General features: G+C 69.3%; 12 protein-coding genes. 2 read left to right on the top strand and 10 right to left on the bottom strand.

Features of this window, described 5'->3' with window-relative positions:
• Nucleotides 1-248: 248 nt before the first annotated feature.
• The 3 genes from guaA to folD all read right to left on the bottom strand — a co-directional run bounded on the left by guaA (nucleotide 249) and on the right by folD (nucleotide 4503).
• Entirely contained in the window at nucleotides 249-1814 is a 1566-nt protein-coding gene (gene guaA, locus H9658_RS01895; protein WP_191824142.1) for a glutamine-hydrolyzing GMP synthase, read from the bottom strand.
• A 130-nt stretch (nucleotides 1815-1944) separates the two neighbouring features.
• Nucleotides 1945-3402: an IMP dehydrogenase gene (guaB, locus tag H9658_RS01890; RefSeq protein WP_191824141.1), complete on the bottom strand. Its 1458-nt coding sequence runs from the start codon at nucleotides 3400-3402 to the stop codon at nucleotides 1945-1947.
• A gap of 189 nt (nucleotides 3403-3591) precedes the next feature.
• Complete coding sequence (folD, locus tag H9658_RS01885; protein WP_191824140.1) at nucleotides 3592-4503, bottom strand: bifunctional methylenetetrahydrofolate dehydrogenase/methenyltetrahydrofolate cyclohydrolase FolD; 912 nt, start codon at nucleotides 4501-4503, stop codon at nucleotides 3592-3594.
• 51 nt (nucleotides 4504-4554) lie between these two features.
• Here folD and H9658_RS01880 point away from each other — a divergent pair, with 51 nt between their 5' ends.
• Complete coding sequence (locus H9658_RS01880; RefSeq protein ID WP_179564915.1) at nucleotides 4555-4851, top strand: DUF1244 domain-containing protein; 297 nt, start codon at nucleotides 4555-4557, stop codon at nucleotides 4849-4851.
• Nucleotides 4852-5625, top strand: coding sequence for an alpha/beta hydrolase (locus H9658_RS01875; protein ID WP_191824139.1), 774 nt, complete (start codon nucleotides 4852-4854; stop codon nucleotides 5623-5625).
• A 119-nt stretch (nucleotides 5626-5744) separates the two neighbouring features.
• Here H9658_RS01875 and H9658_RS01870 read toward each other — a convergent pair whose 3' ends face one another.
• The 7 genes from H9658_RS01870 to H9658_RS01840 form a co-directional block, all read right to left on the bottom strand.
• Nucleotides 5745-7595, bottom strand: coding sequence for a monovalent cation:proton antiporter-2 (CPA2) family protein (locus tag H9658_RS01870; protein ID WP_179564919.1), 1851 nt, complete (start codon nucleotides 7593-7595; stop codon nucleotides 5745-5747).
• A gap of 301 nt (nucleotides 7596-7896) precedes the next feature.
• Complete coding sequence (gene moeB / locus H9658_RS01865) at nucleotides 7897-9120, bottom strand: molybdopterin-synthase adenylyltransferase MoeB (RefSeq protein WP_406848092.1); 1224 nt, start codon at nucleotides 9118-9120, stop codon at nucleotides 7897-7899.
• A gap of 394 nt (nucleotides 9121-9514) precedes the next feature.
• On the bottom strand, nucleotides 9515-10732 hold the full coding sequence (locus H9658_RS01860; protein WP_191824137.1) for a molybdopterin molybdotransferase MoeA: 1218 nt from the start codon (nucleotides 10730-10732) through the stop codon (nucleotides 9515-9517).
• Nucleotides 10729-11334 carry a molybdenum cofactor guanylyltransferase gene (mobA, locus tag H9658_RS01855; protein WP_179564925.1) on the bottom strand — a complete coding sequence of 202 codons (606 nt, stop codon included), beginning with the start codon at nucleotides 11332-11334 and terminating at the stop codon, nucleotides 10729-10731. Before mobA ends, H9658_RS01860 begins: the two co-directional genes overlap by 4 nt.
• 3 nt (nucleotides 11335-11337) lie before the next feature.
• Nucleotides 11338-12735 (bottom strand): ribosome biogenesis GTPase Der, encoded by a 1398-nt coding sequence (der, locus tag H9658_RS01850; protein ID WP_179564927.1) that lies wholly within the window; start codon nucleotides 12733-12735, stop codon nucleotides 11338-11340.
• 16 nt (nucleotides 12736-12751) lie between these two features.
• Nucleotides 12752-14110 carry an outer membrane protein assembly factor BamB gene (gene bamB / locus H9658_RS01845; protein WP_406848091.1) on the bottom strand — a complete coding sequence of 453 codons (1359 nt, stop codon included), beginning with the start codon at nucleotides 14108-14110 and terminating at the stop codon, nucleotides 12752-12754.
• Entirely contained in the window at nucleotides 14110-14748 is a 639-nt protein-coding gene (locus tag H9658_RS01840) for a YfgM family protein (protein ID WP_179564929.1), read from the bottom strand. Before H9658_RS01840 ends, bamB begins: the two co-directional genes overlap by 1 nt.
• Nucleotides 14749-14762 lie beyond the last annotated feature (14 nt).

Here is a 14762-nt window from a genome sequence, read left to right as displayed (position 1 = left end):
CCGGAAGATCCGCAGTCGTCTCGCGGCTTCAGAGCCTTGATCGCGGCATCCGGCTGCATTTGCGCGTCGCCTGCAAAAGTACCGGAATACGATCTTGAGTGAGTCTTGGCGGGAAATGACCGTCTTCAGACACTCATGTCGAGGAAACCGTCAAGAGCTCACCTCTCCTGACGGCACTTCCGATTTTGCGGCGGGTCAATATGGGCGAGGTCCGTCGCGCAGGTCGGATACGCCCGGATCGGCAAAAATCACTCCCACTCGATCGTCGCCGGCGGCTTGCCGGAGATGTCGTAGACCACGCGCGAGACGCCGCGCAGTTCGTTGATGATGCGGTTGGACACGGTGCCGAGGAAGTCGTACGGCAGGTGCGCCCAGTGCGCGGTCATGAAGTCGATGGTTTCCACCGCGCGCAGCGCGATCACCCATTCGTAGGCGCGCGCGTCGCCGACCACGCCCACCGACTTGACCGGCAGGAACACCGCGAACGCCTGGCTGGTGGTGTCGTACAGTTCGGCCTTGCGCAGCTCTTCGATGAAGATCGCATCGGCCTTGGCCAGCAGTTCGGCGTACTCGCGCTTCACTTCGCCGAGGATGCGCACGCCCAGCCCGGGACCCGGGAACGGATGGCGGTAGACCATGCTGCGCGGCAGGCCGAGCTCCACGCCCAGGCGCCGCACCTCGTCCTTGAACAGTTCGCGCAGCGGCTCGACCAGGCCCAGCTTCATGTGCTCGGGCAGGCCGCCGACGTTGTGATGGCTCTTGATCACGTGCGCCTTGCCGGTCTTGCTACCGGCCGACTCGATCACGTCCGGATAGATCGTGCCCTGCGCCAGCCACTTGGCGTTGGCCAGCTTGTTCGACTCTTCGTCGAAGATCTCCACGAACAGGTTGCCGATGATCTTGCGCTTGGCTTCCGGATCGCTGACCCCGGCCAGCGCGTCGAAATAGCGGTCGGCGGCGTTGACCCGGATCACCTTGACGCCCATGTGCTCGGCGAACATCGCCATCACCTGGTCGCCTTCCTGCCAGCGCAGCAGGCCGGTATCGACGAACACGCAGGTCAGCTTGTCGCCGATCGCCTTGTGCAGCAGCGCGGCGACCACCGACGAATCGACGCCGCCGGACAGACCCAGGATCACCTCGTCGTCGCCGACCTGGGCGCGCACGCGCGCGATCTGGTCGTCGATGATGTTGGCCGCGGTCCACAGGGTCTCGCAGCCGCAGACGTCGACCACGAAGCGGCGCAACAGGGTCTGGCCCTGAAGGGTGTGGGTGACTTCCGGATGGAACTGCACGCCGTACCAGCGCTTGGCGGCGTTGGCCATCGCCGCGACCGGGATGCGCTCGGTGACGGCGGTGACGGTGAAGCCCGGCGGCACCTTGGACACGTGGTCGCCGTGGCTCATCCACACGTTCAAACGCGCGGCGCCGGGATGGTCGCTGAGGCCGGAGAACAGCGCGTCGGGCGCGATCACCTCCACTTCCGCATGGCCGAACTCGCGCTGGTCGGCGGCCTCGGTGGCGCCACCCAGCTGCGCGGCCAGGGTCTGCATGCCGTAGCAGATGCCGAACACCGGCAGGCCGCTGTCGAACACTTCCTGCGGCGCGACCGGCGCGCCCGGCAGCGTGGTCGATTCGGGGCCGCCGGACAGGATGATGCCCTTGGCGCCGAAGCCGGCGATCTCGGCCGGATCGTGGTCCCAGGCCCAGATCTCGCAGTAGACCCCCAGTTCGCGGATACGGCGCGCGATCAGCTGCGTGTACTGCGCGCCGAAATCGAGGATGAGGATTTTGTCGCTGTGGATGTTGGTCATTGGGGCCGGGATTGGGGATGCGGGATTGGGGATTCGCAACAGCGGGATGGCGGCGATGTGCACTGCCGGTGGAGACGCGGCGGGCTACTACGAATCCCCAATCCCGAATCCCCAATCCCGCGCATGGGCGTCAGCCCATGCGGTAGTTCGGCGGTTCCTTGGTGATCTGCACGTCGTGGACGTGGCTCTCGCGCTGGCCGGCACCGGTGATGGTGACGAACTTCGGCTTGGTGCGCATGTCCTCGATCGTCGCGCAGCCCACGTAGCCCATCGTGGCGCGCAGGCCGCCGATCAGCTGGTGGATGATGCCGCTGAGCGGACCGCGGTACGGCACGCGGCCTTCGATGCCTTCCGGCACCAGCTTGTCGGCGTCGGAGGCGTCCTGGAAATACCGGTCCTTGCTGCCCTTCTCCATCGCGCCCAGGCTGCCCATGCCGCGGTAGCTCTTGTAGCTGCGGCCCTGGAACAGTTCGACCTCGCCCGGGGCTTCCTCGGTGCCGGCGAACAGACCGCCGACCATCACCGTGGAGGCGCCGGCGACCAGCGCCTTGCCGATGTCGCCGGAATAGCGGATGCCGCCGTCGGCGATCAGCGGGATGCGGTCCTGCAGCGCCTCGGCGACCATGTCCACCGCGGTGATCTGCGGTACGCCGACACCGGCGACCACGCGCGTGGTGCAGATCGAGCCGGGACCCACGCCGACCTTGACCGCGTCGGCGCCGGCGTCCATCAGCGCCAGCGCGGCATCGCCGGTAACGATGTTGCCGCCGATCACCTGCAGCTGCGGATAGGTCTTCTTGACCCAGGCCACGCGGTCGATCACGCCCTGCGAGTGGCCGTGCGCGGTATCGACGATGACCACGTCCACGCCCGCCGCGGCCAGCAGTTCGATGCGCTGCTCGGTGTCGCCGCCGACGCCGACCGCCGCACCGACCAGCAGGCGCGTGGCCGCGTCCTTGGCGGCATTGGGGTTGTCGGTCTTCTTCTGGATGTCCTTGACCGTGATCAGGCCGCGCAGCTCGAAGCTGTCGTTGACCACCAGGATCTTCTCGATGCGGTTGCGATGCAGCAGCTGCAGCACTTCCTCGTCACTGGCGCCTTCGCGCACGGTGATCAGGCGATCCTTCTTGGTCATGATGTGGCGGACCGGATCGTCGAGCTTCTTCTCGAAGCGCATGTCGCGGCTGGTGACGATGCCGACCAGTTCGCTGCCATCGACCACCGGCACGCCGGAGATGTTGCGCGCGCGGGTCAGTTTCAGCACTTCGCCGATGGTCGTTTCCGGACCGACGGTGAACGGCTCGGTGATCACCCCGGCTTCGAACTTCTTTACCTTGGCCACTTCCGCCGCTTGCTGCGCAGGGGTCAGGTTCTTGTGGATGATGCCGATGCCGCCGAGCTGGGCCATGGCCACCGCGAGGCGGTGTTCGGTCACCGTGTCCATCGCCGCCGACAGGATCGGCAATTTCAGGCGCAGGTCGCGGGTCAGCCGGGTTTCCAGGCTGACGTCCTTCGGCAGGACGATCGAATGGGCGGGGACGAGCGAAACGTCGTCGTACGTTAAAGCTTCAGCCTGGATGCGCAGCATCGGCGGACCCGAATGTGGGGAAGCGCGGCATTTTAACGCATTTGGGGCCGGGATTGGGGATTCGGGATTAGGGATTCGCAACGGCGAAGCCCTCCGCAGCCGGCCGTTTGCATGTTTGCCTGGACGCCAACAGCCGGCCGATCTCGGATGTAACAGCGATCGACCGCCGCACGCGCTTTGCCGTTGCCTTTAACGAATCCCGAATTCCGAATCCCGAATCCCGGCCGCATCAGCGGCCTCGATCGTGTTCTGCATCAGCGTGGCCACGGTCATCGGCCCGACTCCACCCGGCACCGGGGTGATCCAGCTGGCGCGTTGCGCGGCCGCGTCGAAGCCGACGTCGCCGACCAGGCGGCCGTCGTCGAGGCGGTTGATGCCGACGTCGATCACCACCGCGCCGGGCTTGACCCATTCGCCGGGGATCAGGCCGGGACGGCCCACCGCCACCACCAGGATGTCGGCATCGCGCACGCGCGCCTGCAGCACGTCCGGCGGGGTGAACTTGTGGCAGCAGCTGACCGTGCAGCCGGCGATCAGCAGTTCCAGCGCCATCGGCCGGCCGACGTGGTTGCTGACTCCGACGATGGTGGCGTTGCGGCCGCGCACCGGCTGGTCGGTATGCCCGAGCAGGGTGACGATGCCGCGCGGGGTGCACGGGCGCAGGCCGAATTCGCGCAGCGCCAGGTGGCCGACGTTCTCCGGATGGAAACCGTCCACATCCTTGCGCGGATCGATGCGATGGATCAGCCGGCTGGCATCGGGAATGCCCGGCAGCGGCAGCTGCACCAGGATGCCGTGCACCTTGGGGTCGGCATTGAGGCGGTCGATCAGCGCCAGCAGGTCGGCTTCGCCGGTACCGGCCGGCAGGTCGTAGTCGAACGCCTCGATGCCGACCTTTTCCGCCGCGCGGCGCTTGTTGCGCACGTACACCGTGGACGCCGGATCGCCGCCGACCAGCACCACCGCCAGGCCCGGCCGCGGCTGTCCGGCCGCCAGCCGCGCATCGACCCGCAGCTTGAGCTGGTCGAGCAGTTCGTCGGCGATGCGCCGCCCGTCGAGGATGCGGGCCGGAACGGAGGAGACGGGCGCGGAATCGGTCATCGAGGCGAGCGGGTGTAGAGTCTGGGGACCCCTATTGTCCCCGATTCCGCCATGACCGACACCACCCGCATCGAGGCCGCCGCGTTCCGGCGGCTGCTGCAGCACCTCAACCAGGACCGCAGCGACGTACAGAACATCGATCTGATGATCCTGGCCGGCTTCTGCCGCAACTGCCTGGCCGACTGGTACCGCGAGGCGGCCGCCGCCGAAGGCGAGACGCTGAGCAAGGATCAGGCGCGCGAACGCGTCTACGGCATGCCGTTCGCCGACTGGAAGGCGCAGTTCCAGGCCGAGGCCACGCCGGAACAACTGGCGGCCTTCGCCGACGCGCAGCGCCGGCACGGATAGATGCTGCGCCACCTGGGCATCGTCGCGGCGATCGCGGTCGTCGCCTACCTGGTGGTCTGCGCCCTGCTCTACCTGGGCCAGCGCGAGCTGCTGTATTTCCCGCAGGCGACCCGGGTGGCCGCGGCGCAGACGGATTTCGTCCTGCAGCGCAGCCCGGTGCTGCGCCTGCGCGGCTGGCGGGTCAATCCCGGCCGCGACAAGGTGTTGCTGTACTTCGGCGGCAACGCCGAGGACCTGCGCCAGGCGCGCGCGCAGCTGGCGCCGCTGCTGCCCGACTACAGCGTGTACCTGCTGGCCTACCGCGGCTACGGCGCCAGCGACGGCACGCCGAACGAGGCGGCGCTGATCGGCGACGCGCTGGCGCTGTACGACCACGTGCGCGCCGCGCAGCCGCAGGCCGAGATCGCGGTGCTCGGACGCAGCCTGGGCAGCGGCGTCGCCAGCCAGCTGGCGGCGCGGCGGCCGCTGGCGCGGCTGGTGCTGGTCACCCCGTTCGACAGCCTGGCCTCGGCCGCGCAGGCGCATTACCCGTGGGCGCCGGTGCGCTGGCTGCTGCGCGACCGCTACGACTCGGCCAGCGCGCTGCGCGCCTACCGCGGGCCGTTGCTGGTGCTGCGCGCCGGCCGCGACCAGGTGGTGCCGGCGTCGAGCACGCAGCGGCTGCTCGATTCCCTGGCACAGACACCCAGCGTGGTCGCGATGCCGCGCGCCGGACACGACGACATCAGCGCCGATCCGCGTTATGCGCAGGCGTTGCGCGCATTTCTGCGCTGAGGCGTTTCAGCTAGGACATTCGCAGTCCGCAGCCACTGCAGGAGCGGCTTCAGCCGCGACCGGGCATCACCGGTGATGCCTGGTCGCGGCTGAAGCCGCTCCTACAGGGCGGCGGTGGCTTAGTCGTTGCGGCGCTCGTCCACCGCCTCCGCCGCCGGCACCGCTTCGGGATTGAGCGTGCGGCTCTCGCGCCGCGGCGGAGTGAACGGAGTCGGCTTGGGCACCGCCGGGGCGATGTTGCCGTACATCAGGCCGCTGCCGGCGCGCACGTCGCCTGCGGCGATCTCCAGTTCCAGGCGCTCGGCGTCGCGGCGGCGGATCTCGCGGGCGATGCTCGCGGCCTCGTCCTCGGCCATGCCCAGTTCGATCAGCGCGGCCTGGCCGAATTCCACCGCCGACTCGAAGGTCTCGCGGATCTGGTAGTCCACGCCGGCGGCGATCAGCTTCAGCGAATGCTCGCGGTCGTAGGAGCGCACCAGCAGCTTGGCGTGCGGGAATTCCTGCGTGGCCAGTTCGACGATGCGGTTGGCCGCCTCGCGGTTGTCGATGCACACCGCGATGGCGCGCACGCTGTGCGCGCCGGAGGCATGCAGCACGTCCAGGCGGGTGCCGTCGCCGTAGTAGATCTTGAAGCCGAATTCGGCCGCGCTCTGGATCATCTCGATGTCGTTGTCGATGATGGTCACGTCCACGTCGCGCGCCAGCAGCGACTGGCTGGCGACCTGGCCGAAACGGCCGAAGCCGATGATCAGCACGCTGCCGGTGAGCCCGTCGGCCGCCTCCACGCCGTCCAGCGACGGCGCTTCCACCGGCGCCCAGCGCCGGTACAGCAGCACGAACAGCGGGGTCAGCGCCATCGACAGCACCACGATCGCGGTCAGGTTGGCGTTGACCTGCGCATCGATGACCCCGGCCGCGCCGGCGGCGGCGAACAGCACGAACGCGAACTCGCCGCCCTGCGCCATCAGCACGCCGCGGTCCAACGCCTGCGCGTGGCCGCTGCCGGTGAGCCGCGCGACCAGGTAGATGCACGCGGCCTTGGCCGCCATGAACGCGAGCACGCCGCTGAGGATCAGCGTCCAGTTCGCCGCCACCACTGCCAGGTTCAGGGCCATGCCCACGCCGAGGAAGAACAGCCCCAGCAGGATGCCGCGGAACGGCTCGATGTCGGCCTCGATCTGGTGGCGGAAGGTGGATTCGGACAGCAGCACGCCGGCCAGGAACGCGCCCATCGCCATCGACAGCCCACCGAGCTGCATCAGCAATGCCGCACCCAGGACCACCAGCAGCGCAGCGGCGGTCATCACTTCGCGCGCCTTGGCTGCGGCCAGCAACCGGAACAGCGGATTCAGCAGCCAGCGCCCGGCCACCAGCAGGCCGACGATCGCCGCCGCGCCGATGCCGATGCCGATCCAGCGCGAGGGCGCATCGGCGGCGACCGGCACCGGCGCCATCCATGCCACCACGGCCAGCAACGGCACGATCAGCAGGTCTTCGAACAACAGGATCGCGACGATCTTCTGCCCCGCCGGCAAGGCGATGTCGCCGCGCTCGCCGAGCAATTGCATCACCACCGCGGTGGAGGTGAGCACGAAACCGGACGCGGCGATGAACGCCACCGGCAAGGACAGCCCCAACGCCAGCCCCACCCCGGTCAGCACCGTCGCGCACACTACGATCTGCGCCGTGCCCAGGCCGAAGATCTGCTTGCGCAGGCTCCACAGGTGCGAGGGCCGCATTTCCAGCCCGATCACGAACAGGAACATCACCACGCCCAGTTCGGCCACGTGCAGGATCGCCTGCGGATCGGCGAACCAGCCGAATCCGAACGGCCCGATCGCCAGGCCCGCGGCCAGATAGCCGAGCACCGAGCCCAGGCCCAGGCGGCGGAACACCGGTACCGCCACCACCGCGGCGCCGAGCAACGCCACCACCTTGATCAATTCACTGCTGTCGGCTGCACTGGTCATGCGCCGATTCTACCCACAAGGCCGGGGCGCCCCCATGCATCGGTGTGCGGCATGGCGACGGAGCACGACGGCGCGCGCATGCAGTGTCGTAGCGCGTTACGCATCACGCATGGACAGACGCCGCGCCGTCAAAGACGGCAGCGATCGCCCTTTCCTTCTCCCGCCGGGACCATGGCCCCCTTCTCGGGGGAAGGTGCCCCGCAGCGGCGGATGAGGGGACGGGCGAAGCCTGGCGATCGAACAGCGCGAGCGCTTCGCTCCGGACCCTCTCCCCACCCCCCTCTCCCGAGGGGAGAGGGGCTTACTCCGCGCCACAGAACTTCGCGTAGTCGATATAGCCGGGAAACGCGAGCCCGGGCGCGCATACCGGGCACTGCGGATCGGCGGCCAGGCGGGTTTCGCGGAAGCGCATCGCCAGCGCGTCGAAGTACAGCAGGCGTCCGCGCAGCGGCTCGCCGATCTCCAGCAGCAGCTTCAGCACCTCGTTGGCCTGCAGCAAGCCGACGATGCCGGGCAGCACGCCGAGCACGCCGGCCTCGGCGCAACTGGGCGCGAACTCCGGCGGCGGCGGCTCCGGGAACAGGCAGCGGTAACACGGTGCCTGCCCGCGCCGGCGGCCGGCGTCGAACACGCTGACCTGGCCCTCGAAGCGCTGCACCGCGCCGTACACCAGCGGCTTGCCCAGCTTCACGCAGGCGTCGTTGAGCAGGTAGCGGGCAGGGAAATTGTCCGAACCGTCGAGCACCACGTCCACGTCCTGCAACAGGCGTTCGACATTGGCCGAAGTCACCCGTTCGCGTACCGGCTCGACCTGCACGCCCGGATTCAGCGCGGCCAGCGCCGCGGCCGCCGACGCCACCTTGGGCTGCCCGACCCGCGCTTCGGTATGCAGGATCTGCCGCTGCAGGTTGCTGCGATCGACCACATCGTCGTCGGCGATGCGCAGCTGGCCGACCCCGGCCGCGGCCAGGTAGAAGCCGGCCGGCGAACCCAGCCCGCCGGCGCCGACCAACAGCACGCGCGCCGCCTGCAGCCGCCGCTGGCCGTCGATGCCGACTTCGGGCAGGCGCAGGTGGCGCGAATAGCGCTCGAAGAAATCCTGCTGCTCCGGCGCCAGCGCCGGCCGCTGCAGCGGCAATCCGTCGCGCTGCCAGCGCGTGGTGCCGCCCAGCACCGACGCGACCGCGGCATAACCGGCCTGCTGCAGGAACAGCGCAGCCTCGTGCGAACGCTTGCCGCTCTGGCAGATCAGGATCGTCTCGGCGTCGGCCGCGCCGACATGCGTGGCCGGGTCGTCCTGCAACTGCGCGCGGGCCACGCCGAGCGCGCCCTCGGCCATGCCGGCGGCGCGCTCGTGTTCCTCGCGCACATCGATCAGTCGCGCGCCCTGGGCCACACGCTCGCGGGCTTGCTGCGGGGTCAGTTCTCGAATGCTCATGCGCGCATTATCGGCGCAAACTTGCAGCGCGTCCTTCGCGCGGGGGGCGGCGTCCGGTTCCCGAGTCGGCAGCGTCGGATCCGGCATCTTCGACGCATCGCCGACGCCTGCATCCGGCAGAGGGAACGCTATTCAAGCATGGTCGCGGCGGTGGCCAGGACGGTAGATCGACTCACCGAGGAAATACTCACCGGACCAGGCCCGGGACTGGCTGGCCACACACTCCCCGGAGACGAGTTCGCGATCGCCACGCAGTCCTGAGCGCTCGCCGGTTGCCGCGCACATCGCGCGACGTGACGGGCGCCAGTGCGGAACGCAGGCCGGCTTCCGGCGATCGAGAACACCTTGACCTGCGGCGGCGGCGGCCGACGGCGCGTGCAACCAGCCCGCAACCTGAGTCGAGCTGCTCCAGCCGTGCGGTCTGTGCGGCCCGACCCGCATGAACGTTCGCGCGACCTGTGTACGGACGCGCCCGCAACACTCAGTACGCGAACACCTCGACCACGTCGCCGGCATCGAAACGGCGCGCACCCTCGTCCAGCCGCAGCAGCACGTCGCTGTCGGCGGCGCCGCGCAGGCGGTGCGAGCCGTCGGCCGGGTTCGGCTCCACCCACAGCTGTCCGTACGCGTCGCAGCGCATGCGCCCGCGCAGGAACTCCAGGCGCTCGTGGCGCTTGTCCCAACCCGAGGCCAGCCGCGCGCGCCATTGCGCGCGCGGCTCGGCGCGCTGCTGCAGCGCGTCCAGCAGCGGCCGCCCGATCGCCATGAAGGTGGCCAGCACCGACACGGGATTGCCGGGCAGGCCCAGGAACAGGGCGCGGTCCAGCTCGCCGAACAGCAGCGGCATGCCCGGACGCATGCGCACCTTCCAGAAATGGATGCGACCGCGCTCGGCCAGCAGCCGCGGCAGGTAGTCCTTCTCGCCGGCGGAGACGCCGCCGCAGGTCAGCACCACGTCGAACGCCGAGGCCGCATCGGTCAGCATGCTTTCGATCCGCTGCGGATCGTCCGGCAGCGTCGGCCACGCGGTCGGCTCCAGGCCGAGCAGGCGCAGTTGCGCCATCAGCATGTCGCGGTTGCTGTTGTAGATCTGCCCCGGCTTGAGCGGCATGCCCGGCTCGACCAGTTCGTCGCCGGTGGCGAACACCGCCACGGTCGGTCGCGCCGCCACGGCCACCTGTGCCACGCCGAGCGCGGCGGCCAGGCCGATCCGCGACGGCGTCAACGCCAGGCCCGCTTCGAGCACGCGCTCACCGGCGCGCACGTCCTCGCCGCGCGCACGCACGTGCGCGCCGGCGACCGGCGCGGCCGGCACCTGCACCTGGCCGTCGCGCTCGACCACGTTTTCCTTGATCACCACCGTATCGGCACCCGCGGGCAACGGCGCGCCGGTGGTGATGCGCAGGCATTCGCCGGCGCCGATCGCCTGGCGCAAGTCCTCGCCGGCGAACTGCTCGCCGGCCAGGCGCAACACGGTCGGCGCATCCGGATGCAGGTCGGCATGGCGCAGCGCGAAGCCGTCCATCGCGCTGTTGGCGAACGGCGGCAGGTCGATCGGCGCGTCCAGCGGTTCGAGCAGGATGCGGCCATCGGCGCGCGGCAGCGCCAGGCGTTCGGCCGGCAACGAGCGCGACTGAGCGACGGCGGCGACGATGGCCAGCGCCTCGGAATAGGCAATACGGGAGGGATAGTCGTTCATGGCGCCGGCAGGATACCCGCTGCGCGCAGGTCCTGCGGCGTGTTGAGGTTGCCGAAGGTCTCCCCGGGCACGCGTGCGCGGACCATCGCCAACTGCTGCTGCAAGGCGCGCGGCGCGTAGCGACCGGCATCTAGCGCCGAAGCCAACGCAGGCCGCAGCGCGGCGACGCGGTACAGCGCCACCAGCGGCTGTACGCCGTCGTCGTCCTCGGCACAGGCGCCATCCGCATCGCCACTGGCGTCGATCAACCTGTCCAGCAGCGCAGGCGGAAGCCGGCACAGGTCCACCGGCAAGGTCAGCAGCCACGGCGTGGCGCAGGCCGCGGCCAGCGCGTCCAGGCCGGCGATCGGCCCCAGCGAGCGCTCGGCGCCAGGCGGCGCGGCGATCCGGTCGGGCAGCGCGTGCAGTCCGGCGGCGGCGTAGCGCGGCAGGTCGCGGTTGGCGCTGACCAGCACCGCCGCGACCGCCGGCGCCAAGGCCTGCGCCAGGCGCTGCACCAGCGCTTGCCCGTCGCGTTGCAGCCAGGCCTTGTCGCAACCGCCCAGGCGTTGCGCGCGGCCGCCGGCGAGGATGCCCAGCGTGACCTCGCGCCGCGCGTCCATCGGCTACTTGCCGCGGACGTGTTTCATCAAGCGCCGCTTCTTGGCGATCTGGCGCTCGGTCAGCACGTTCTTCTTGCCTTCGTACGGATTGGCGCCTTCGCGGAACATGAAGCGCACCGGCGTGCCGACCAGCTTGAAGCGCTTGCGGAAGAAATTCTCCAGGTAGCGCTTGTACGACTCCGGCAGCACTTTCAGGCGCGTGCCGTGAACGATGAAGGTCGGCGGATTGCTGCCGCCCGGATGCACGTAGCGCAGCTTGGAGACGTGGCCGCGGATGCTCGGCGGCGGATTGGTCTCGTAGGCCACTTCCAGCGCCTGGTTGACTTCGCTGGTGCTGAATTCGCGGATCGCCGAGGCATGCGCGCTGTGGATCGCGCGGAACAGCTCGCGCAGGCCGGAGCCGTGCTTGGCCGAGATCCGCACCGCTTCGGCCCAGGGCACGAAGCCGAGCTTGCGCGACAGCAGCGCCTCGGCCTGTTCGCGCTGGTAGTCGGTCAGCCCGTCCCACTTGTTGACCGCCACCACCAGCGCGCGGCCGGCGTCCAGGATCGCGCCGAGCACGCTGGCGTCCTGGTCGGTGACGCCTTCGGTGGCATCGAGCAGCAGCACCGCGACCTCGCATTGCTCGATCGCCTGCAGCGTCTTGAACACGCTGAATTTCTCCACCGCCTCCTCGACCCGGCCGCGACGGCGCAGGCCGGCGGTGTCGATCAGCCGGTACAGGCGGTCGTCGCGCTGCAGGTCGACCGCGATCGAATCGCGGGTGGTGCCCGGCACTTCGGACGCGATCATCCGCTCCTCGCCGAGCAGCCGGTTGACCAGCGTCGACTTGCCGACGTTGGGGCGGCCGACGAAGGCGATGCGCATGCGCTTGGGATCGGTGTCCAGCGTCTCGCCGGCGCCCTCTTCCGGCAAGCGCGACAGCACTTCCTCGAGCAGGTCGTCGATGCCGTGGCGATGCGCCGCGGACACCGCGATCGCCTCGCCCAGGCCATAGCGCGCGAACTCGGCGCGGACCTGGTCCTCGTCGGTGCCGTCGATCTTGTTGATCAGCAGCAGCGTCGGCCGCGCCAGCTTGCGCAGCCAGGCCAGGATCTCGTCGTCGAGCGAGGAGGACCCCTCGCGGCCATCGACCACGAACAGCACCAGATCGGCTTCGCCGGCAGCGGAGCGCGCCTGGTCTGCGGTCGCCCCGGCCAGGCCTTCTTCCTCGCCGGAAATGCCGCCGGTGTCGACGATCACGAACGGGGTGTCCGGCTCCAGCCGGCAGACGCCGTAGTTGCGATCGCGGGTGACGCCGGGCTGGTCGTGGACCAGCGCGTCGCGGCTGCGCGTGAGCGCATTGAATAGCGTGGACTTGCCGACATTCGGCCGTCCAACCAGGGCGACCAGCGGCAGCATCGCGAATTCCCTTCCTTTATTGACCCAACCGGAACGCGGTCAGGTCGCCTTTCGTGTTCTGGACCAGCAGGATGCCATCGGCTACCACCGGCTGCGCTACCAGCGCCTTGCGTCCCACCCGCTCGCGTGCGGCGATCTCGCCGTTGTCGAGCTTCAACCAATGCAGATACCCCTTGTAGTCGCCGACCACGGCGTAGTCGCCCTGGATCGCCACGCCGGTCAGCGAACGCCGCGCCAGCGCCGGCTGCGACCAGGTCGCCGAACCGGAAGCCTTGTCCAACGCCCACACCGAACCGGCATTGTCGGCCACCACCACGCTGCTGGAATTGACCGCGACACCGCCGGCACCGCCATGGTCGCGGGTCCACAGCGGACGCCCGCTCGGGCCTTCCAGCGCCACGGTCTGGTTCTTGAAGCTGGTCACGTACAGGGTGGTGCCGTCGAGCACCGGCGCGCCGTCCACGTCGGCCATGCGCTCCAGTTCGGTGCGGCCTTCCGGCACGCCGATGGTCTGCTCCCACAGCACGCGCCCGTCCTGCATCGCCAGCGCCGCCAGCGTGCCGTCGTCGTTGCCGATGAACAGCACGCCCGGGCCGGACACCACCGGCGCGTTGCCGCGCACGGTCAGGGTCGGCAGTTCCTGCACATGGAACCAGCGCTGCTGCCCGGTGCCCGCATCGAACGCGGTCACGTGGCCGTCGTTGCTGCGCACGAACACCATGTTCTGCGAGACCACCGGCGCGGCGATCACTTCGTTGGGCACCTTGGCGCGCCACTTCTCGGTGCCGCTGGCGGCGTCGAGCGCGATCACTTCGCCATTCAGGCCGCCGACCACGACCAGGCCCTCGCCCACGCCAGGACCACCGGCGAAGCGCGGCAGCGGACGGTTCTTCTCCAGCCGCTTGCGCTCCTTGGCCTGCTGCTTCTCGTTGCGCAGGCGCTGCTTGTAGGCCGCACGCTCGTCCTTGGACAGGCCCTTGCTGGATTCGCCCTCGACCTGGCTCTCCGGCTGCTGCTCCTGCACCTGCGACAGGCGCTCCTTGCGCGCCTTCTTGGCGTCGTATTCCCACAGCGTCTTGCCGGTCTGCAGGTCCAGCGCGTAGACCGAACCGGAAGCCGCGGCCAGGTACACCTTGCCGTCGGCCACGGCTGGATGCTGGCGCACGCCGATCCGCTTCTCGCCCTTGCCGGCATCGGTGGACCACAGCTTGACGATCTTCACCGACGGCTTGAAATCGACCAGCTCGGCCGGCTCGGCGGCCTTCTTGGCGGCCGCGTCCTTGCCTGCGAACCAGCCCTTGACCGTGCTGCAACCGGACAGCGCCAGACCCAGCAGCGCGATGGTCGCGATGCGCTTGAACATGACTACCTTCATCAGATCGGCTCCGCAGGATTCGGCACGGTGCCGCCCGCATCCATCAACTTCGTTTCCAGCAGTCGCCGTTGCGGCGCCGCCACGTCCAGGGTGGTCAACGACTTGGCGTACGCCTCGCGTGCCGCATCGCGCTTGCCCTGCGCGATCAGCGCATCGCCACGGATCTCCAGGCTCTGGTTGTCGTCGGCCGCGGCCAGCAACTTCAGCGCTTCGTCGCTCTTGCCGGTCTGGATCAGCAACCGCGCCACGCGCTGGTCGATGAGCAGCTTCAGCTCGCCCTCGGCCTTGAGGCCGCGCAGCGTGGCCAGGGCCTGGTCGTACTTGTCGTCATCGGCTTGCGCCTTGGCCAGGCGCAGCGCGGCCAGTTCGGCATAGATGTTGGCCGGGCCCTGCTGCAGCGCCGCCATGTCCTTGCTGGCCTTGTCCAGTTGCTTGGCCTGGATGCTCTTGAGCACGGCGTCGTAGTGGGAATTGGCCTGCGCCAGGTCGTTGGAATGCTGCTTGGTCCACCACTGCCAGCCAATGATCGCGCCGATGCCCAGGGCAATGCCGCCGATCAGGCCGGCGCCGTTTTTCCTGAGCCAAGTGCGGACGCGTTCGCTTTGTTCGTGCTCGTCGAGCAGGTCGTCGATCGCCATGCGTACTCTCGCCC

The organism is Xanthomonas bonasiae (genome assembly GCF_014836395.1).
GTDB lineage: Bacteria > Pseudomonadota > Gammaproteobacteria > Xanthomonadales > Xanthomonadaceae > Xanthomonas_A > Xanthomonas_A bonasiae.
The sequence above is the reverse complement of the archived record's forward strand: the minus strand, read 5'-3'. Positions and strand labels throughout refer to the sequence as shown.